Source organism: Terriglobia bacterium, from assembly GCA_036496425.1.
Lineage (GTDB): Bacteria > Acidobacteriota > Terriglobia > 20CM-2-55-15 > 20CM-2-55-15 > 20CM-2-55-15.
In genome coordinates this window covers 1-20,705 of record DASXLG010000336.1, presented here as the reverse complement: position 1 = coordinate 20,705, position 20,705 = coordinate 1, and the positions used below count along the sequence as shown (strand labels likewise).

The window sequence follows — 20,705 nt, the reverse complement described above, 5'->3', positions numbered from 1 at the left end:
CATCAAATGATGGTCCCGGTCCTTAGCTGGAGCAGACGGGGCGGTTAGTAACTTCAATCAACAAAATAAGGAGCGCTTCGCGGTTCGCTACTAACCACCCCGTCCGCGCGGCTAAGGATGCTTCGCGACTTTTATTGATCGCGCGTCCACCCCTCCTTGAAAACGGAGGGGAATGTTGCTCGATTCGACGTTGTCTTCAAAGCCTGATCTTGCTCTTCCGCCCGACAATTATATGCTCTTGATTACGCGTACAAACCGGAACATCATTACGCCGCATGCCCGCAAAAATCTTCCGCGCAACCAATATCGTCCTCGGGCTGTTGTGCCTGATGTATTTCCTGACGTATCTGGACCGCGTGAACATCAACACAACCGTGGCTTCCGATCAGTTCCGGAAGGAAATTCCACTCAACGAGACGCAGGCCAGCAACCTCTTCGCGCTGTTTGCGTACCCTTACCTCCTCTTTCAGATCAGCGGCGGCTGGGTCGCCGACAAACTCGGACCGCGGCGCGCGCTGGCGGTCTGCGGCGTCATCTGGGCTTCCGCGACCATCATGACGGGCCTCGTCCATGGCCTGATGTGGATGGGCATTTCGCGGCTCATTCTGGGGTTCGGCGAGGGCGCAACATTTCCAACGGCGACTCGCGCGATGTCGCAATGGACACCGGCGGGCAAGCGCGGCTTTGCGCAGGGCATCACGCACGCCTGCTCGCGATTGGGCAGCGCTATCACACCTCCGCTCGTCGCGTTTTTGATTGTCGCCGTTTCATGGCGGATGTCGTTCATCGCCGTCGGCATAATCAGTTTGTTCTGGGCTTTGATATGGGCCTTGTATTTCAGGGATGATCCCGGCCGGCATAACGCCGTCACCAAACAGGAAATCGCCATGCTGCCGGCGTACGCCGCCACGCGGCAGGAAGGGAATGTGCCCTGGACGCGCCTGGCATTGCGAATGGCTCCAGTCACGATCGTGTATTTCTGCTATGCCTGGACGCTATGGCTTTTCCAGAGCGGCATTCCCCGCTTCTTCAAAAATGAATTCCACATGGACCTGCAGAAGTCGGCGCTGTTCGCGTCCGGCGTCTTTTTCGCCGGCTTCGTCGGCGACACGCTCGGCGGAATCGTCAGCGACAAGCTGCTCGATAAGACGAAAAGCCTGAACGTGGCGCGGCGAAACCTGGTATCCGTCATGATGGTGCTGTGCTGCGCTTCGATGGTTCCCATTCTCTTCACCCACAATCGGACAATCGTCGCCATCGCCCTCAGCGCAGGATTCTTCTTTGCCGAATTCACGATCGGCCCGATGTGGGCCATCCCGATGGATATTGCGCCGAAATATTCCGGCACCGCCAGCGGCATGATGAATACGGGATCGGCCTTCGCCGCGATCGTTTCGCCGATTGTGTTCGGCTACATCGTCGACAAAACCGGCCATTGGACCTGGCCCTTCATCGGTTCGATGGTCCTGATGCTGTTCGGCGCCGCGCTTGCCTTCGCCATGCATCCCGACCGGCCGCTCGCTGACGACGAGACGGTGCCCGGAAATGTCGTCACTGCTAGCCGCTGACGCGGTTTCCAAGTAGAATCACTGCGTTCGTTTATCCGGAGGCATCATGGTGGTTCGGATCGTCTCTCTCTTGTGTATCGTCCTTCTCGTCCTTCCCGCGTTCAGCGAAGACAGCCCCGGGTCGAAGAATGCCGATCCGCACCCCGAATTTTTCTTTACCCGAGTGATGTACACGGATACACGCGGTAGAGGCCCGCGGCTCGGCGTGCCGAACACCGACTTCGAACACGGCCACAGTCTGGGCGACCGCCTCGCACGCTATTATGGTGCCTGGATGACGGACACCTGGGATGCGGACTATCAGTACATGTGGGGCATCCAACGTCTCACCAATGCCCGTATTTCGATGAAGCCGCATCCGATCGAGATCATGGACCCGACCCTGTTCGACTACCCTTACATATATGCCGTCGAGCCTGGACAGATGGAACTCTCGCAGAAAGAAGCGGACCGGATCCGCGAATATCTGCTGCGCGGCGGGTTCTGGCATGTGGACGATTTCTGGGGACTCCGGCAGTTCGATCAATTTGCCCGCCAGGTCAAAAAAATATTTCCGGACAAACAGATCGTCGATCTCCCGCTGACGCACCCGATCTTTCACACATTTTTCGATATCGACAAAATCCTGCAACCGCCCAACGACGGCCTCGGACGCCAATACACTTATTCCGGCGGACGCACCCGCACCTGGGAACAGCCCGACGATACGGCGCCCAAGGTTCGCGGCGTCTCCGACGAGAATGGCCGGCTGATGATTCTGCTCACGTACAACTCCGACCTGGGCGACGCATGGGAATGGGAAGACGATCCCGACTATCCCGCGGACTTCACCAGCTATGCGTACAAGCTCGGAATGAATTCGATCATCTACGCGATGAGTCACTGAGGTGAATCGCTATTCGTTCCTGACAGACACCTATGCCACCGAGCGGCAGAAGATCCTGGCGGCGTGGGCAATGTTCCGCGACAGCGAAATGAGCTGGAAACCGGAAGCGCGCGGACGCACAGTGCACGAACAGATGGTTCATCAGTGCGTCAGCGAGCACAACTGGATGAAGAATTTCTTCGGCATCGAGGTCGCCGCGCCGCACCTTCCCCAAAATGAAACCCGCGCTGAATTCATCCGCACCTACGCGGAGTCCTCGAAACAACGGCTCGCGCGGCTGGAATCGATGCCCGAATCGTGGTTCGAAGAGGACGTGACTTTCTTCGACGTCAGGCGCAGCCGGGCCTGGGTTCTGGTGCGCCGCATCGCGCATTCCGCGCATCACCGTGGTCAATTGACGGCGTACCTCCGCGCGCTCGGCCACGACCTTTACAGCACCTACGGCCCGACGGCAGACACGAACGGCACGGTCAAGTATCAGTTCCCCGACGTTGACGCGCTTTTGACCGGATTCAATGGTTGATTTATCTGCCTGCGAACCCCTTCCTGATGGCTTTGCACAAAAATTCGATTTCAACATGGTGTGTGAGCGACCCCTGCCGCCGCTTTGCGGCGGCAGGCCCCCTTTCCAAGGGGGACAGTAAAGCCACTCTCCCCCTGATACAGGGGGAGAGCCGGCCTCAAGGCCGGCAGGGGGTCGCTCACAAGGACTGTGTCTACTCACTCAGGCATCAGTGCCTGCACGCGCTGCGGCTCTTCTCCCAGCCACTCCGGCTTTGTGGCGGTTCCGTCGAAAATCGACGAAGTTTTGAACGGCTCGAACTCCCCGGTCATCGCCGCCGCGGCAGTTCTGGCCAGCAGCGGTTTCAACTCCGCTTCGGTCAACGGATGAAATGTCCGCGCGGCCTCGAACGCCTGATCGAGAATCTCCATGCTGTCGACGCCGGTGATGACAACGGAGGTCGGGAGGTTCATCGCATAGTGCAGACACTCGATCGGGCTCACAGTATTCGACTTCAGCAGGATCCCATTTGCCATACTTTTCATTCCGAGAATCCCGATCCCTTTCCGGACCAACTCGGGCACGACTGCCTTGGCAAAACTGCGATAGTGCGCATCGAACAAATTCAGCGGCATCTGGACGGTATCGAAAACGAATCCGTTCTGTTCCGCGACCTCGAGCATATAAAGATGAATGTGCGGGTCCTTGTGGCCGGTAAAACCGATATACCGGATCTTGCCCGCTTCCCGGGCCGCGAGCAGCGCGGCGTTGGCGCCTTCCGGGTCAAAGATGCGGTGCGGATCTTCGAAGCGCAGAATCTCATGATGCTGGACGAGATCGATGTGATCCGCGCCAAAGCGCCGCAGCGACTCCTCCAGCTGCCGCGCCGCTTCCTTTTTCGAACGACCGTCGATCTTCGTCATCAGAAAAGCCTTTCCGCGATACCCATCGCGTAACGCCTTCCCCATGCGGACTTCGCTCGCGCCATCGTTGTAGTCCCAGCAGTTGTCGAGGAAATTGATTCCTTTGTCGATTGCAGTGCGTACGATGCGGATGGCCAGAGATTCGTCGACAGTCTTCAAGCCCAGGTGCCAGCCGCCGATCCCAAGCGCGGAAACCTTCTCGCCGGTACTGCCCAGATTCCGATAGATCACAACTCACCTCCTATGTTTTATACTGCGCGCGAGACCTAAGGAGCATCAATGTTGATTGTTTTGCTACTTGCCGGACTGCTGGCGGCCCAGGAACATGTCGGCCAATATTCGCAGGCCGATGTCGAAGCGGGCTACAGGCTCTATAACTCGAATTGCATTACGTGTCATGGCGCCAACGGCGACTCGGTTCCCGGCGTGAACCTGAGAAGCGGCCAGTTCCGGCACGCTTCTTCGGATGCCGACTTGAACCGCCTTCTCCAGACCGGAATCCCCGGAACCGCGATGCCACCGGGCAAATTCGGAACTGGCGACCTTGCCGCGCTGGTAGCTTACCTGCGAACCATGCACGAATTCGACACCCGGCCTCTGGCGCGCGGCGATGCGGCCCGCGGCGAAAACATCTTCCAAGAAAAAGGCAATTGCACGACCTGCCATCGCGTGAACGGGAAAGGCTCGCGAACGGGACCCGACCTGAGCGACATCGGCGCGATCCGCTCGCCCGAAGCGCTGCAGGGATCGCTGATGGATCCCACCGCGTCCATGCTGCCCCTCAACCGCTCCGTTCGCGCCGTCACGCGCGACGGAAAAACCATTACAGGCCGCCGGTTGAACGAGGACACCTACACCGTTCAGTTGATCGACTCGCAGGAACGGCTCATCTCTCTCACAAAGTCCGATCTGCGTGACTACACGGTCGTCAAAACTTCTCCGATGCCTTCATTTGAGGACAAACTTTCCGCGGCCGAGGTGGACGATCTCGTGGCCTACCTCCGCACCTTGAAAGGAATGCGATGAAAAGAACAGCGCTCACCGTCCTGTGCCTGCTGACACTGCTCGGATCCGTCGTGAAAGCTCAGGTGTCGAACGAGCGCCTGCTGCGCGCCGCGGAAGAGCCGCAGAACTGGCTCACGTATTCGGGAACATACGCCAGCCAGCGCTACAGCACGCTCCGGCAGATCACTCCGGCCAACGTGAAGACGCTCGAACAGAAATGGATCTATCAGGCCGACTCGCTCGAGAAGTTCGAAACCTCGCCCCTCGTCGTCGACGGCATCATGTACATCACGCAGGCGCCGAGTGACGCTGTTGCACTCGATGCAAAAACCGGCCGCATCTTCTGGATCTATCGTTACTATCCCTCACCCGATGCCCGGCCGTGTTGCGGGTCCGTGAACCGCGGCCTCGCGATTTCCGGCGACACGCTCTTCCTCGCGACTCTCGACGCGCACCTCATCGCACTCGACGCGAAAACCGGACACCCCATCTGGAACGTCAAAGTCGCGAATCCGGCTGCCGGCTACGTCATGACCGTCGCGCCGCTCGTGGTCAAGGACAAGGTTATCGCCGGCATCGCGGGCGGAGAATTCGGAGTCCGCGGCTTCATCGCCGCCTACGACGTTCGCACCGGACGCGAAGCCTGGCGCTTCAACACGATTCCAGGCCCCGGCGAACCGGGACACGAAACCTGGAAAGGCGACGACTGGCAACACGGAGGCGCTCCCATCTGGGTCACCGGATCCTACGATCCGGCTCTGAATCTCACCTACTGGGGAACCGGCAATCCCGGGCCGGACTGGAATCCCGCTCAGCGCGAAGGCGACAATCTCTACTCCGACTCCGTCGTCGCGCTCGATCCCGACACCGGCGCCTTGAAGTGGTTTTATCAATTCTCACCGCACGATCCCTACGACTACGATTCCACTCAAGTCCCTGTCCTCGTGGATGCAAACTGGCGCGGCACCCCCCGCAAGCTCATGATGTGGGGCAATCGCAACGGCTTCTTCTATGTTCTCGATCGGACCAACGGGCAGTACCTCGCCGGATATCCGTTCGTGAAGGTGAACTGGGCCAGCGGCCTCGATCCCAAAACCGGACGGCCGGTCCAGACGCCGCAACCCGACGGCGCTCCGACATTCCCAGGCGTCCAGGGGGCGACGAACTGGTATTCGCCGTCATACAGTCCGCGAACCGGACTCTTCTACCTCGCTGCGTGGGAAGACTATGCCAGCGTCTTTATAAAGGAAGCCCAGAAATACGAAGAAGGACGCCGCTTCGTCGGCGGCCGCCCGGCAAGTCCGATTCCCGGCGGCCAGAACGTCCCTTCGCTCAAGAGCGGTCCGATCAACTTGTGGACCGAAGCGGCCGGTCACGGCGCCATCGTCGCCATCGATCCGAATAGCGGTGAGAAAAAGTGGAAATTCAATATGACCGATGTCACCGACAGTGGCATTCTCACGACCGCCACCGATCTTCTATTTGCCGGCGGCCGCGAAGGCTACTTCCACGCTCTCAATGCGCGAAGCGGCGAGCTGCTATGGAAAACAAGTCTCGGCGGGCAGGTCGACTCCGGTCCGATGACGTTCCAGGTCGACGGCAAGCAGTACGTTACGGTCGCGGCCGGCCATGCTCTCTTTACATTTGCCCTACGAGAGGGAAATTAGGACGCAGATCGTATTTGCACCATTGCATCATTAGAAGTTGCTGCATTTCAAATTTAGAACTGCAAAAACTTCCAATGTTGCAATGGTGCAATAGTCTCTTTTCTTAAGAGCGCGGAACCGGCTTCCCGTAAACCTCGATCCAGCCGACGTCGGAATATCCGCCGGAGCCGTGGCCGCTGCCGGGCGTGAGATCGATGAATCCGACCTCATCCACCTTGCTCAGGTCCACTTTATCCAGCAGGTTCCCTTTCGGCTGCAGGGTCATCATGTCGATCTTCATCCACTTCACGTCGCTGGGATAAAACTCGATCTGGTGAAAATCGAATGTGTATGCGTCGGCGTAATCGCCGGCCAGGTAGGTTCCGTCCGCGAGCTTCAGGACGGGACGAATCTGATGAAAGCCCGAGGTCTTCGCAATCCACCGGATTTTCGCTTTTCCAGTCAGATCCACGAAAGACGTCTTGTTACGCAACGCGACTCCGCACGAGGGGTTGCAGAGTCCTGTCCAGACGTGCGGAAGATTTCCTTCGGCCGTGATATTCACATCCTTGCCGTAAACCTTCAGCTCCAGATCCGGATTCGACACGGCATCCTGCGTCATTGCGACGTTGCCGGGAATATCCTTCCATGCTTCTTTAAAGAACAGCGGGGCCGGCTGCGCCGACGGAGGGGCTCCGCGCGCTCCGCGTCCACCACCGCCACCACCGCGCCCACCGCGTCCCTGCGGCTGTTCCGGAGCCTGGGCGGCGAGAGTCAGTCCACCCAGAAGCAAAAAACCCAAAGTCAACCCGATGCGATTCGCTTTCATCATGCCTCCACGAAGATAGGTACACGCCGACAATACGCCAGACGGAGGCCGCCCGCAAGTTTTCAGCGGGTGGCAGGCCATTTCGGCCGCTCGTCGTAGGTCCGCCCGTCCAGCAAGCGGCCGTTCTTTTTCTTCTGAGCTCCACCCCATTGCTTGAAGAAGAACGGAACACCCGACGCCGCGCACTGATCCCTCAACGACTCGACCCACGCGCGTTCCATTGGCCGCGCGCCGTGACCGCTCTCGCCGCCCACGATGACCCAGTGAATTCCGCTGAAATCGATCACGCCGAGGTCTTCCGGCAGCGGCTCGACCGAAAGAAATCGCATTGCAGCCGGCGCTTCACGCAGTTGCTCGATGCGGGGCAGCCCATGCCTGCGGTTCTCTACGCTGACGCCCCACCAGATATGGCGCAATGCCGCCTGCGCCCGCAGCGTCGTGCTGAGCAGCGCCTGCAGGCGGCCGGCGCGCTTGGTAAGCACCTGATAGGTATGCCAGTTCGCCGTCTGCATCACGTGCGCCACGCGCTCGATATACTCCTCCGGCACATCCTCATGAAAGAGATCGCTCATCGAGTTCACGAAGATCATGCGCGGCCTGGTCCAGCGCAACGGCTCCTCGAGCTTTTCCGGGACGAAGCGGAGATCGAAACCCTGTTCATAGGGATGGCCTTTGACGCCGCGGAATCGTTCCGCGAAAGTTTCGGCGTAACAGTGCGTACAGCCGGGACTGATCTTGGTGCAGCCGCGGATCGGGTTCCACGTCGAGTCGGTCCACTCGATTTTCGAATTGTCTGCCATATACAAACCCTATCGCACAGCCACAATTTCAGCCGACGCGCGCCGGGTCGGATCGCCCGGCGGTTTACCTTCGAAGTCGTGCAGGAGTCTCCATCCCTCGAAGTAAGCGCGAAGGTCACCCGGCTCGACCAGGTATGCCGGGTTCATCGGCCGGACGAGCGGAGTCTCATCGATCATCGCAATCGCCGCGATAACGGCTCCGCCCAACCGGACGCCTTTCCGGATCGCCGGGAACAAGTCACGTTGAAGGTAATGCACGACGACGATCAAGTCGAAGGACGCGGGTTGAATCGCAAACTCATGCCGCTCGAGATCAGCAATAACGGAGTCGACCCGCACGCCTCTGTCCTCTGCCCGCTTTCGAAGGATCTCGATTCCGGCCCGCGAAGAATCCACCGCGGTAACGTCCCACCCGTGTTCGGCCAGCCACAGTGCATGCCTGCCGGGACCGCACGCCAGATCCAACGCCCGGCCCGCAGGCAATATCGTGCCGAACCGCGTCACCAGGGGATCCGGCGCGGCATCGATGTTCTCGCCTTTCCGGTAACGTTCGTCCCAATCGGCCATGCGTCAGGCCTTGTTCACCATCCACGAGGAAAAGCTTTGTAGAAAATCTTTAAAGCCTTGTAAATGCTGTCTGGGAAATTTGTACTTCGTATCGGCATCTTCGAGCACCTTGTCGAAACAGCGCAGCCACACCTGCCGCGCCCCCTCGTCGATTTCGAAAGGAAGATGCCGCGCGCGCATCCGCGGCGGCCCGAAGTGCTGGAAGTAGAGCGGTGGACCGCCCAGAATCGTCACAAAGAAAGCGCCGGATTTCTTCGACGCCTCTTCCATGTCGGCCGGAAACAGATGCCGGACTTCGGACTGTTCGAGTTCCTTATAAAGGTCGAGCATCATGTGGAAGATGTTCTCTTCCCCCATGATGCGATAGATCTCGGGATTCGGTCCCGGCCCCTGCGGCGGACCGCCCGGCGGAGTGTAGATGACCCGCTGGCTCATTTGCCGGTCTTGAGTTCCCCGTAAGACGCGCCTTTCGGAACATCCATCTCCACCGGATAACCCAGCTGCGCCCAACCCGCCGTGACGACCCGGCCCATCGGATCCTTCGCTCCGCCGAAACCGCCCTGCATATTCGATATATCCTGGAACCCTTCCTGCCCCAGGATCTGCGCCGCCGCTTGCGAGCGCCCGCCCACCTGGCAGCCGACGATGATCTTTTTGTCCTTCGAAAAGTGAGCCGACACCACCTTCGCGAAATCCGGATTCGGCGTCATCTGGCGCGTCGCAGGATCAGGAACGGCCACCGGAATATTCAACGCCTTCGGTACGTGACCGTTGAGAAATTCGCCTTCAGTTCGAACATCGATGTAAACCGCATTGCTGTCGGAATCGAGAATCTGTTTCGCTTGCTCGGGATTGATATTTTGTACGCCCATACACGTCCATTATAGGGGCAGCAACACATAAGTTTTACATAATGACGAATTAACGCCTTCCGCCTTCGGATTCGCCGCGTAAACGGCACTGCACTGGTAAAATATTTGCGATGAGCACGAGAACGAGTCCATCTGAGCTGAAGTTCAATCTGGCTCCTCAACGGCGCTTCGAAGCGATCGATGTCCGGGCGCGCATCGCGCAGACGAGCGACCTGCTCCGCCGCCACCAGCGGACGCTGTTCTGCTCGATGCACACGACGGCGGGATATCTCGACCGCAGCCTCGCGCTGCGGATGAACAACAGCTATGACCTGCTGTCCCGCTTCTTCCACGCGTTCCGGGCGTTGTTTCCCGAGGGCGCGGAGTACAGCCACGATCAGATCGACCGCCGCACTGAACTAAGCGAGGAGCAGAAAATTGTCGAGCCGCGCAATGGCGATTCACATCTGACCTTCATCGGCGCGGGCATGAAGAACTGCGTGACGCATCGGACCGAAAGCAATACGCCGGTCTACTTCATCGACCTCGATGGCGCGACGGGTGTTTTCCGCCGCGAGCGAAAAACCACCATCATCGGCTTCGACCGGGAGCGCACCGTCTCGGAGATGTCCGTTCGGGTGCCGGTGTCGAAGCACCCGATCGATTCGATCAACCTCGCGGATCCCAAGCTGGGCCTGCTTCAGACCGTCGACGAAAGGCTGAAGAAAACAGGCGTCGAATTCGCGCGCGTGGACCTGATGATCGATTCCGTGGAACGCCATGCCGGCCTGACCGTGAATGAATATGAGACGCTGCTGATTCAGCACGACCTGGTCGAGGTGCTGCAGAATCCTTTGCGCTTCGCGACGATCAAAGGCCGGCACATGATTGCGGATCCGCTCTCGATCCCGGCCAAGACGCTCAGCTACGCGCAGTACGACGCCGTCAGGATGCTGAACTCGCTGATGGAAGCGCTCCAGATCGACCAGTCTTCATTCGAGCGCCTGATTGCGAAGCTGCTTTCCGTGCCCGCCCGATGCTTCTTCCGGTCGCGGCGTGTGAGCTTCCTCGCAAGCTGCGATACCGGCAGTTCGCCGCGCCTGGTTCGCGGCACGTATCAAAGCCCCATCCTGGTTCAATGGCAGTCCGCTGAAAGGCAGACCCGCAACATCGATATCAACATTGTGGAATTAAGCTGAGAGGAAAGAAACCACAAGAAGCACAAAAGGCACAGGAAAAGAGAACCTTTCCTATGCCTTTTGTGCTTTTTTGTGGCTGATTTTTTCTACGGGTTTGTGCCTTCGCTCGAGGCCGCGCCGAACTTCTTGCCGGTCGAGGCCAGCGTCACGTTGCGCGCATTCCCGCGATTGCTTCCATTCTTCGCCAGTGTGCCTTCAACGATGATTTCATCACCCAGCTTCATGGTGGTGCGGGTCCATCCGCGAGCCTGCAGGCCGTGCGGCGGTCCCATTTCGAAGCCCCAGTTCTGCACGGAGCCATCGGGTTGTTTCACGTCCATATAGAACCAGACATGGGGGTTGGTCCATTCAATTTTCGTCACGAATCCCTTCGCCGTCGTGGGTTTGTTTGCATCAAACTCCGCCGAGAAGGAATGGTGCGCCATGGCCGGCACTGCCATCAGCATTACGCCAAATGCCAGGGCAAAAACAGCAGCTATGCACTTTCTCATTCGAATCCTCCTGTTGTGCTTACGATCTGACCCATAGTTTTTATCCATTCCGCGCTTACGTCAAGAAACAAAAAGAAGACGTCACGGATACTGCATGTAATTCATGCGGTGGACGATCTTATACTTCCTGCCCTTGACTTTGACGTCGATGTTCCGCAGCACCGGCCGATTACTCGTCGGCTCGTTGTTCGAAACATACCCGATCATATACTGATCCCGCGCCTGCTCGATCACCTGCGCGAACGCGATCGCCATATTTTCGATCGCATTGCCTTCGAACACCGCGCCGCCCGTCCCGTGAGTGTACGAGTTCAGCAGCGTCATATGGTTGAAGACCTTGTGCTCGGGATCGACCGCATATACTTGAATCCCGTTCCGGTACAGCCGCGTCACGACTTCTCCCTGCCCGTGCTCGTTCTCACCGGTGACCTCGCCGTTCGAAACCAGCAGAATCATTTTCCGCCGGTTCTCCGGCCGCTTTTCCAGGTCCACCTCAGCCGCGAAGATCGCATCGTGGAGCACCCGGCTGACCTCGGGCGCCTTCATACTGGTCGAATTCCCTGACGTGGGGCTGATCGGAGTCGACGGTCTGTCCGGCCGTCCCTGGGCCCCGTTGGTTCCGATCTGCGTCCGGTCGATGATCCATCGCAACGGCGATGGCCCGACCGCGACGCCCGGCTCGCTATCCTGCGGCTTGTCGTCGGCAATCTGCCGGATGGCGTCGAAGCTCTTCTCCAGATTCTGCGGATTGCTCGTGTAATCCGACAGCTTCGTCACGACGTGATCGTACCGGTAGACGGCGAACTCATCGATTGCCTTGAACTCCTTCATCAATGTCCCGGAGACCAGGCTGAAGCGCCGGAGCTGATCGCTCGTGATCGCAGTGTCCACAATAATCGCCGCCGAGATCGGCAACGGATCCGTCGAGAAACTCAGGATCTCCTGGGGTACACCGCTTTCCAGAATCGTGAAGTCTTCCTTCTTCAGGCCTTGAACGAGCGCACCGGTATCGTCCCGCACCGAGACGGGTACGCGGACTTCATCGACCCTGGCTTTCAATTGAAAATCTTGCGCAAGAAAGATGGCGGAGCTTAGCAGAAGTAAACCGATGCATGCGAGGATCACACGCCGCGCGTAAGGTTGTCGATCGACCACTATGAACGCGTCCTCCGGATCGCCTTTCCAGCAGTATACGTCGCCCGGACCGGCACATGCCGGGGAATTTTGTCCAAAAAAGACAACGGATCTGTTTTCTATGCATTTGTGCCTTTTGTGGCTAATCTTCCTGGTATGAATTCGGCACACCGTATCCTCTTTCTACTGTTGGTGACCTCTCTGTCCCTCCAGCTCTCCGGACAGTGCGTGGACTACTCGAAAGATCCCGCGGGCTGCCAGCCCAGCACGTTCCGCACACCGTTTGGCCAGCTGCCGACATCCCGCCTCGGCAAGGACGGCAAGATCGATCCCTTCTCTTCTCCGGAAGACGCGAAAACCGGCGCTTTCAAGCTCGAGAAGGACCTCCATCTCTTCCGCAATCTCGAGCACATCCACTGGGTTGTCACGGTCCCGTCCATCAAAGACGAAGCTACCGGTAAGTGGAAAGGCGGCGACCTCGACGCCGACGGCGACGCTCGCGGCCTCGGCATCGCGGGCAACTGCATTTTCGTGGGCCACCGCAACGGTCGCGGTTTCAAGCATGCCGTGAACATTTTCAAGATTCAGCCGAATCCCGAAAAAGACCCACCCGTCCAGGTCGGCGAACTTCCGACGAACGCCATCGGCAACGAAGGCTTCGACGACCGCGAGCTTCGCGCACTCGTCTACAAGACTTCGACCGGCCAGGACCGCTATCTCCTCGTGCGCAACGGCGGCACCAACAACGAAGGCTGGATGGAGGCTTATCGCATCAATATGAACACCTGCCAGCCGATGTTCAAAAGCGATGTCCACGACTTCCACGCCCAGTCGCACGAGTTCTTCCTCTGGCACGATCCCGCAAACCCGAATCGCGTCCTCGTCTTCATGACGAACTGGACAGCCGGCGTTCCCGATCCCGACAACCCGGGCACCAAAGTCCCCGACGCCATTGTCCTAGCCGTCACGGACGAAAACACCGGCGAGGTGCTGCCCAAAGCGAAGATGCTCGCGGGCTTCACTCTGGCCGAGGTCGGCGGCCCGCCGCCCAACGAACGCCCCGATGCCACCGGCCTGTTCTCCGACGGCCGCTTCAACGATTACAGCGAACAGCGCGGCTCCGGACGCGGCCGAGGAAACACCCAGAACACCGAGCAGAATCGCCTGCACTCGCTTTCGGTCAGCGATGACGGCGAACGCATCTACGTCGCCGGCACCACCGCCGGGTTTTATATCCTGAACTCCGAAGCCGTCGCGCATCACAAGAACGCCGAACTCGACGCCGGTACCGCCGGCTGCAACAAACGCTCGACGATCGTCGCCGCCGACGGCGCGATGGAGCCTTCGAAGATTCCGTCCGTCGCGAACGACTGCGTCCACATGGTCATCAACGACGATCCCGGACTGAAGGCCTATCTCGCGTCGAACGTCTCCGCCGAAGCCAAAGCAGAACGCTATCTTGTGCTTATGACACGGTCGCGCTTCGACGTCTATCCGCCGACACCCGCAACCCCGACCGGAACCCACAGCGCCGTCATCATCCCGGACCGGCCCGCGCGCGTTCGCGGCAATACGAAGAATCGCCCGGCCTATGTCTGGATTACCGATGAGAACGGCGGCTGTCCGCTGAACTACGCACGCATGCTGTCGATCGAATCCGAAATCGTGCCCATCATGGTCGGCGCCTTCGCGATTCCGGACAACCAGCTCGATGTCTGCCTGAACCAGGACACGACGCAACCCGACGGCACAAACCGCAAGGGTCTTGCTCAACAGAATCATAATCCGACCGTGTTCAAGAATCTCGTCTTCAACGGCTGGTACGCGCACGGCCTGCGCGTGATCGATATCTCCGCCCCGCAGACGCCGCGCGAAGTCGGCTATGCGGTCACGGCGCCCAACGGCCTGACGCGGACGTATCCTGTATTCAAGGACGGTCTGATCTATTGGTCCGACGACGGCACCGGGCTCCACGTCGCACGGTACACCGGCCCGCGCGCCAACGAGCTGCCGGGCTCGGGCACGGGAGTGTATGAAGGCAATGCAACGAGTCCGCATAGATGAGTGGCTTCAACTCCCCGCCTGAGTCAGGCGGGGAGTGTTGGAAAAGCGCAAGAATGCAGTCATGACTAAGAAGACCACCGCCATCCTGAGCCTCTCCGCCCTCCTCATCGCGGTCTCATCCGCGCTCGCAGTGATCGAAACCCCCATCGAAGACGACACCGCCTGGGTCTGCCCGATGCACTCCGCTTACACGATGGATGCCTCCGGCAAGTGCCCGATCTGCGGCATGGACCTCGTCAAGGCCGCACCATTCGACGTTCGAGACTACCGGCTCGACTTCACCACGGTCCCTGCTGTCGTCAAAGCCGGCCAGACTACGAAGTTCTTCTTCCGGATCGCGCATCCCGGCACGGGCATCCAGGTGACGAAGTTCGAGACCGTTCACGACCGCCAATATCACCTCTTCGTCATCAGCCAGGATATGGAGTTCTTCGAACACATCCATCCCGAGGAAGCTCAGGACGGCACCTGGTCGATCGAAGTCACACTGCCGAAAGCCGGCTACTACAAGATCCTCTCCGACTTCATGCCTTCCGGCGGCGCGCCGCAGTTTATCGCGCGGCCTCTGGTGACGGCCGGCTACGCCGGAGATCTTGAGGCCGACAGCGCCCACCTGGTTCCCGACACCGGCTCAACCAGGACTGTCGACGATCTCACCGCGACCGTGACTTACGATCCACCGCAGTTCGTGGTCGGCCAGTACGGCCATCTGAACTTTCACCTGACGGACACGGCGACAAAGAAACCGATAACCGATCTGCAGACTTACCTTGGCGCTTTCGGCCACACGCTCATCATGAGCGAGGACATGGTGGACTACGTCCACTCGCATCCGGTCGATATCCTCGCCCAGAACACCGAGGAAGGCGCCCAGCCCCAGTTCCTGATTCCACCCGACGCCGACCGCGCCACTCTCGAAGCGCTGCGCGGCGGCCCGGACGTCACCTTCGAAGGTCTGATGCCGAAGCCCGGAACCTACCGCGCCTGGACCCAGTTCCGCCGCGGCGGCAAAGTCCACACCTTCGCATTCACTTTCAGCGTAATGCCTTAGTTGTTGCCTCGACTCCCCGGATGTCAGGTAAGATAAAAGGTCCTATTTCAGACAGAGGGAGGCCCCCATGCCAGACAGAATGAGACTGCTCGAAATGGCTTTGAAAGGACTCGAAGCCGAACGGGCGAGACTGGAAAACGAAATTTCGGAAATCAAACGAGAGCTGGGACACCGGCCATCATTAACTAAGACTCCAACCGCAGTTGTTTCTACGGATTCCGTTCCCAAAAAACGCACGATGAGCCCGGAAGCCCGAAAACGCATCTCCGAAGGTATGAAACGGAGATACGCCGAGCTGCGCAAAGCCACGAGAAAAAAGGCCGCCTGACGCTGCAGCTATATATAGATGTCGCGGGCTGACGTCCGCGACAGTCTATTCCTGGAAATTCTCCACGAAATTCCTCTCCCGCACGGCGCGCGTATTGATTCCACATCCCATTCCCCGGCATCTGACCTGCAAAAGCTAACGCGCGATGCACGTTGCCATTGAACGGCTTTACGAGTTTGTTATGGGCCTGACGGAGCTCACTGGAGCGGAACAATGTCACCTCGTCCGCTGCCGCTTCTGTATCGACTGGCTGGACGCCTGCGCCGAAGAAAAAATCGAAATAGGCATTTCTTCGCAAAATCGGGTTTCCGAAAAACCCCATCGACAAACTTGATGGATGAAGGGCTCCGGACGATGGTTGTCCGCCACGCCACTCTTGTGCCTTCAAGCGTTTAGCAACGGCACGGCATTTGCCGCAGCCAGCGGCAGGAGGTCCGATGAAAACGACGTCTTGGAATTTGATCGTTCTTCCGCCCAACAGCCCGCGCGTGGGCCAGCTTCGTTTCTCCTGCAAAGCCGGCGTGATCCTGTTGGCAGCGGGAATCCTGGCGTTTCTGATGACGGTTTTCCTGCTCCTCATGTACCCGCGCCTGAATGTCAATGAATCCAGCCGCAGCCGGCTCGAAACCGAAAATCAGACACTGCGCATCGAAAACGAGAACGCCACATTCAAGATCCGCCGACTCGATGCCGATCTCACGCGCATGGAAGCGCAGTCGAAAGTGGTGGAAGAGCTGATGACAAAAGATGAGGGAGACTGAAAACACCTATTGCAAGTTGCATCATTTGAGGTTGTTTCATTTCAAATTTGAAATGCAGAAACCTCGAATGATACAACCTGCAATAAGATTCCTTTTATAATTGGTCTCCATATGACAGTCAGCGAAATCCGGCAGCTTTTCGACTACACAGAGTGGGCTAACGACCTTGTTCTGGACGCCGCTCAGAAGTTAACCAGCGATCAACTGCTGCAGGACGTCGGTATCAGCCACCGCTCCATCCTCGGCACAATGGCTCACATGGCCGGCGCGGAATGGGTCTGGCTGGAACGCTGGAACGGCCGGTCGCCCACGGGCGATCAGGTGTGGACGCCATGGACTACAGCGCTCATCAAAGACATTCCCGGCCTGAGGGGAAAGTGGCAGTCGATCGCCGATACCCGCAACCGCTACCTCGAGAAACTCACCGACGCCGAACTTCCCCGCGCGTTGAGTTTCAGGCGCATCAACGGCGACGCCGGATCGATGCCGCTCGTGCACCAGATGCAGCACGTCGTGAATCACGCCACGCTCCATCGCGGCCAGACCGTCGGCATGATCCGCCAGCTGGGGATCGCGCCACCCGCAACAGACCTGCTGTTTTACTGGATGACCCGCTAGGCATGGGCTCGTAGCCGCGGACTTTATGCCCGCGCGGCATCCGGCCTGCAGTACTTAAATACATGCGATACCACGCACTTGCATGCGACTACGATGGAACTATCGCTGCCGAAGGAGTGGTCTCGGCGGACACACTCAAGAACCTGAATGCCGTCCGCACCTCCGGGCGCAAACTGATTCTGGTTACGGGCAGGATTCTCGAAGAACTGTTCGATACCTTTCCACAGGCCGGCCTGTTCGACAGAATCGTGGCGGAAAACGGCGCCGTCCTGTACCACCCTGCCACGCGCGAGCAGCGGCTGCTTGCCGATCCGCCTCCTCCCGAGTTCATCGACAGTCTCGTCAAACACGGTCCGGCGCATGTCTCGGTCGGCCGCGTGATTGTCGCCACTCGCAGCCCACATGAAATCGAGGCCGTCGAGGTCATTCGCGAACTCGGCCTCGAATTGCAGGTCATTTTCAACAAAGGCGCTGTCATGATTCTGCCTTCAGGTGTAAACAAGGCCACGGGGTTAAACGCGGCCCTGCTCGAGCTCGGTCTGTCGCGCCACAACACCGTCGGGATCGGAGACGCCGAAAACGACCATGCGTTCCTGTCGCAATGTGAGTGCTCGGTGGCTGTCGCTAATGCGCTGGAGGCTCTCAAGGAGCGAACGGAATGGGTCACCACACAGCCGGACGGCAGAGGCACGTCCGAATTGATTCAGTCTCTGGTGAAAACGGACCTCGAGTTTCTCGGAGACCGTCTACCTCATCGATTGGATCTCGGGAAACGGCCGGACGGAGCAGACGTCTGGATCGACCCCTATGGCAAAAACGTGTTGGTTATGGAACCGCAGGATGCCATAAGGCTCGCTTTCGTTCAGCGCTTTCTCGATCAGCTGAAAGAAAAGGAGTACCAGTTCGCACTCATCGATCCGAACGGCAACTATTCCCATAGTCCCACCGGCACGGTTCTTGGCGATCGTCAGCAACCGCCGGCCGTCCGGCAGACGATGGAGATCCTCTCTCATCCCGGCCAGAACGCGATCCTGAATCTCGAGGCGATCCCGGCGGAAGCAAGATCCTCTTTCCTTCAGGAACTGTGGCCCGGCTTGCGCGATCTTCGCGACGGTTTCGGCAGGCCGCACTGGATCGTGCTCGATGAATGTGCGAATGCGGCCCCGGAAGAATTGTTCCGGATGCGCGGTATCCTGGCGATCGCCGGCAACCCGGATCAGGTTCCGCCGCGTATTTCCCAGCCCATGGATCTCGTCCTCCACCCGGCGATGGAACATATCGTGCAGTAAGCTAGAGGGTGCTCAAAATAGGATACATCGGCATCGATGTCGGTGGAACCAAGACGCGGCTCTGCCTCTTCGATAAGAAGTTCACGGTCCTCGAGGACATCAAACTCAAGACCACCGCCTTCCACAGCGCGGAAAGTTTCACCCGCGCGCTCAAGCAGTCCTTGAACGTCTTGATGAAAAAGGGCCTCGCGAGGCGTCTTGAAATCGAGAATGTCGGCGTAGGCTGTGCCGGCACTTTCAATCCCGACGGGAGCATCAAGATTTCCCTCAATATCCCTTTTCTCAGGGGGTATTCGTTTCGCTCCGTCATCGCCAAGCATACCGGAGCCAATGTCATCGTGACGAACGATGTCGCGGCCGGCCTCTACGGAGAACACCAACTGGGGGCCGCAGCCGGATACAAACATGCGATCGGCATCTTTATCGGAACCGGAATCGGAGGGGCGATTCTGCTCGACGGCAAGATCCATCGAGGACCCAATGGGAGCGCGGGCGACATTGGCCACTACATGCTGAATGTTCCGAACGGTTCCACCCGCACGAGACGCCGCGTCCTCTTGAATGACATCGCAAGCCGGACAGCGATTGCCGCCGCCGCGGCCGAGCTGGCCGCCTGTAATCAGGCGCCCTACTTACGGCGATGCGCCGGCAAAGACTCCCGTCACATCACGGCCGGAACACTGGCAGCAGCGATCGAACACGGGGATACGTCCGTCAAAGAACTGGTGCGCGGCCGCTGCTACATGCTCGGCGTCGCGCTTTCGAACTTCGTCGATTTCCTGAACCCCGAGATCATCGTTCTCGGCGGCGGACTCGCGGACCGCTTGCCGGTCATCGTTCGAAGCGCTGTGGAAGCTGGGATTCGGGAAAACAGCAAGTGCGAGCCGCAAGCCGATCTCAAAGTGGCGACCACAAAACTCAAAGGCCATGCCGTGGCCGCCGGCGCGGCGAAACTGTCAGCCGATACCGCGTTGTCGTTGATCGCAGCATAGAACGGTTTTTCCCGATTTATTCACACTTCCCCGCCGCGCCTAAGCGATACACTGCTCTCATTCTGCTCAGTCAGCAACCTCTGCTATTTCCGAAGGAGACTTCAATGAACAAGCAACACAGTGCAGTCAGCAAGCCGTATTTCAAAACGGCGAAACGGCAGGCAGAAACGTGGACCGTACCGAATCTGTGCAAGGCCTATAACTGGCCCGCACATCTCAGTGGCGGCGGAGTCATCGCTATTGTTGAATTGGGAGGGGGATGGGTGCAATCGGATATGGATGCGTTCTTTCAGGGCATCGGCCAGCCGGCGCCGCACATCACCGATGTATCCGTGAACGGAGTGCACAATACCAAACAGAATCCCAAGAACGATGCGGATACGGAAGTCGCGCTGGATATTCAGGTGGCAGGAGCAGCCTATTACATCGCAACGGGCAAACCGGCCGTCATCAAGGTTTACTGGGCCGACGACATTGCCCCCGCCGTGGAGAAAGCAACTTCCGATGGATGCGATGTGTGCTCGATCTCATGGGGCGCCGACGAAGCCGTCTGGGGCAAGACGGCGGCAGAGCAGATGGAAGCAGCCGCCACAGCCGCAACCAAGGCGGGCATGGTCGTCTTCGCAGCCTCCGGAGACAACGATTCCAGCGACGGCGGTTCGAATCCGGCGAATGTGGACGCGCCGGCCTCGTGCCCTCACGTCATCGGCTGCGGTGGAACGATGAAAACGGCGACGGCGGAAACCGTCTGGAACGACGATCCGGGCCAGACCAACGGCGAAGGAACCGGAGGCGGCTACTCGACGATCTTTCCCGTGCAATCGTTCCAGGCCGGCGCCCCTCACGGCCCCGGAAGGATGGTGCCGGACGTCGCCGCGAATGCCGACCCCAGAACGGGTTACTCGATGTATGTTTACGGTCAGCCCGCCATCGTCGGCGGCACCAGCGCCGTCGCGCCTTTGTATGCCGGCCTGTTCGCGTCATTCGGTAAAAAGCTCGGGTTTATCTCACCCAAGCTCTGGACCAATCACCTCTGCTTTAACGACATCACCAAGGGCGATAATGGAGCTTATCGCGCTAAAGCCGGTCCCGATCCCTGCACCGGCCTGGGCTCGCCCATCGCAACCAAGCTCAGCACGCTGATCGCCGCGCACATCAAAAGGACGGCGGCCGCTTAAGGAGGGAAGGGGGAGTAATGGGG

At 58.9% G+C, this 20,705-nt stretch carries 22 protein-coding genes; 14 read left to right on the top strand and 8 right to left on the bottom strand.

The window, feature by feature from the left end; translation table 11 throughout:
* The first annotated feature begins 275 nt into the window (after positions 1-275).
* The 3 genes from VGK48_24340 to VGK48_24330 are packed head-to-tail and all read left to right on the top strand — an operon-like array spanning position 276 to position 2,977.
* Positions 276-1,568: an MFS transporter gene (locus tag VGK48_24340; GenBank protein HEY2384317.1), complete on the top strand. Its 1,293-nt coding sequence runs from the start codon at positions 276-278 to the stop codon at positions 1,566-1,568.
* A 46-nt stretch (positions 1,569-1,614) separates the two neighbouring features.
* Positions 1,615-2,454, top strand: a complete 840-nt coding sequence (locus VGK48_24335) for a DUF4159 domain-containing protein (protein HEY2384316.1) — start codon at positions 1,615-1,617, stop codon at positions 2,452-2,454.
* A gap of 1 nt (position 2,455) precedes the next feature.
* Positions 2,456-2,977, top strand: a complete 522-nt coding sequence (locus tag VGK48_24330; protein ID HEY2384315.1) for a DinB family protein — start codon at positions 2,456-2,458, stop codon at positions 2,975-2,977.
* 197 nt (positions 2,978-3,174) lie between these two features.
* Here the strand turns inward: VGK48_24330 and VGK48_24325 are convergent, their stop codons facing one another.
* Entirely contained in the window at positions 3,175-4,110 is a 936-nt protein-coding gene (locus VGK48_24325; protein HEY2384314.1) for an aldo/keto reductase, read from the bottom strand.
* A 48-nt stretch (positions 4,111-4,158) separates the two neighbouring features.
* On the opposite strand from VGK48_24325, the gene VGK48_24320 reads away from it, so the two are divergent.
* Both VGK48_24320 and VGK48_24315 read left to right on the top strand, forming a co-directional pair.
* Positions 4,159-4,905 (top strand): c-type cytochrome, encoded by a 747-nt coding sequence (locus VGK48_24320; GenBank protein ID HEY2384313.1) that lies wholly within the window; start codon positions 4,159-4,161, stop codon positions 4,903-4,905.
* The gene (locus VGK48_24315) at positions 4,902-6,551 is read left to right on the top strand and encodes a PQQ-dependent dehydrogenase, methanol/ethanol family (GenBank protein ID HEY2384312.1); all 1,650 of its coding nucleotides are present in this window, start codon (positions 4,902-4,904) and stop codon (positions 6,549-6,551) included. The genes VGK48_24320 and VGK48_24315 overlap by 4 nt, the downstream gene beginning before the upstream one ends.
* Before the next feature lie 103 nt (positions 6,552-6,654).
* On the opposite strand, the gene VGK48_24310 is transcribed toward VGK48_24315, so the two are convergent.
* The 5 genes from VGK48_24310 to VGK48_24290 form a co-directional block, all read right to left on the bottom strand.
* The gene (locus tag VGK48_24310) at positions 6,655-7,359 is read right to left on the bottom strand and encodes a hypothetical protein (protein ID HEY2384311.1); all 705 of its coding nucleotides are present in this window, start codon (positions 7,357-7,359) and stop codon (positions 6,655-6,657) included.
* A gap of 62 nt (positions 7,360-7,421) precedes the next feature.
* The gene (locus tag VGK48_24305; GenBank protein HEY2384310.1) at positions 7,422-8,159 is read right to left on the bottom strand and encodes a phage Gp37/Gp68 family protein; all 738 of its coding nucleotides are present in this window, start codon (positions 8,157-8,159) and stop codon (positions 7,422-7,424) included.
* 9 nt (positions 8,160-8,168) lie between these two features.
* Positions 8,169-8,726 carry a methyltransferase domain-containing protein gene (locus tag VGK48_24300; protein ID HEY2384309.1) on the bottom strand — a complete coding sequence of 186 codons (558 nt, stop codon included), beginning with the start codon at positions 8,724-8,726 and terminating at the stop codon, positions 8,169-8,171.
* 3 nt (positions 8,727-8,729) lie between these two features.
* Positions 8,730-9,161, bottom strand: coding sequence for a hypothetical protein (locus VGK48_24295; GenBank protein ID HEY2384308.1), 432 nt, complete (start codon positions 9,159-9,161; stop codon positions 8,730-8,732).
* Entirely contained in the window at positions 9,158-9,598 is a 441-nt protein-coding gene (locus VGK48_24290; GenBank protein ID HEY2384307.1) for a rhodanese-like domain-containing protein, read from the bottom strand. The genes VGK48_24295 and VGK48_24290 overlap by 4 nt, the downstream gene beginning before the upstream one ends.
* Positions 9,599-9,708: 110 nt before the next feature.
* Between VGK48_24290 and VGK48_24285 the strand changes: the two genes are divergently transcribed.
* Positions 9,709-10,776 carry a hypothetical protein gene (locus VGK48_24285; protein ID HEY2384306.1) on the top strand — a complete coding sequence of 356 codons (1,068 nt, stop codon included), beginning with the start codon at positions 9,709-9,711 and terminating at the stop codon, positions 10,774-10,776.
* A gap of 86 nt (positions 10,777-10,862) precedes the next feature.
* Here the strand turns inward: VGK48_24285 and VGK48_24280 are convergent, their stop codons facing one another.
* Together VGK48_24280 and VGK48_24275 are read right to left on the bottom strand one after the other, a co-directional pair.
* Positions 10,863-11,267, bottom strand: a complete 405-nt coding sequence (locus VGK48_24280; protein ID HEY2384305.1) for a DUF6152 family protein — start codon at positions 11,265-11,267, stop codon at positions 10,863-10,865.
* 81 nt (positions 11,268-11,348) lie between these two features.
* Positions 11,349-12,422 carry a VWA domain-containing protein gene (locus tag VGK48_24275; GenBank protein ID HEY2384304.1) on the bottom strand — a complete coding sequence of 358 codons (1,074 nt, stop codon included), beginning with the start codon at positions 12,420-12,422 and terminating at the stop codon, positions 11,349-11,351.
* Between the two features lie 135 nt (positions 12,423-12,557).
* On the opposite strand from VGK48_24275, the gene VGK48_24270 reads away from it, so the two are divergent.
* The 8 genes from VGK48_24270 (at position 12,558) to VGK48_24235 (ending at position 20,682) form a co-directional block, all read left to right on the top strand.
* Positions 12,558-14,465, top strand: coding sequence for a hypothetical protein (locus VGK48_24270; protein HEY2384303.1), 1,908 nt, complete (start codon positions 12,558-12,560; stop codon positions 14,463-14,465).
* A gap of 61 nt (positions 14,466-14,526) precedes the next feature.
* Entirely contained in the window at positions 14,527-15,516 is a 990-nt protein-coding gene (locus tag VGK48_24265; GenBank protein HEY2384302.1) for a heavy metal-binding domain-containing protein, read from the top strand.
* Positions 15,517-15,583: 67 nt separating this feature from the next.
* Complete coding sequence (locus tag VGK48_24260; protein ID HEY2384301.1) at positions 15,584-15,844, top strand: hypothetical protein; 261 nt, start codon at positions 15,584-15,586, stop codon at positions 15,842-15,844.
* Positions 15,845-16,281: 437 nt separating this feature from the next.
* Entirely contained in the window at positions 16,282-16,605 is a 324-nt protein-coding gene (locus tag VGK48_24255) for a hypothetical protein (protein HEY2384300.1), read from the top strand.
* 111 nt (positions 16,606-16,716) lie between these two features.
* Complete coding sequence (locus tag VGK48_24250; protein ID HEY2384299.1) at positions 16,717-17,223, top strand: DinB family protein; 507 nt, start codon at positions 16,717-16,719, stop codon at positions 17,221-17,223.
* Positions 17,224-17,285: 62 nt separating this feature from the next.
* Positions 17,286-18,512, top strand: a complete 1,227-nt coding sequence (locus VGK48_24245; GenBank protein HEY2384298.1) for an HAD family hydrolase — start codon at positions 17,286-17,288, stop codon at positions 18,510-18,512.
* Between the two features lie 8 nt (positions 18,513-18,520).
* Positions 18,521-19,504: an ROK family protein gene (locus VGK48_24240; protein ID HEY2384297.1), complete on the top strand. Its 984-nt coding sequence runs from the start codon at positions 18,521-18,523 to the stop codon at positions 19,502-19,504.
* Positions 19,505-19,608: 104 nt separating this feature from the next.
* Entirely contained in the window at positions 19,609-20,682 is a 1,074-nt protein-coding gene (locus VGK48_24235; GenBank protein ID HEY2384296.1) for a S53 family peptidase, read from the top strand.
* Positions 20,683-20,705 lie beyond the last annotated feature (23 nt).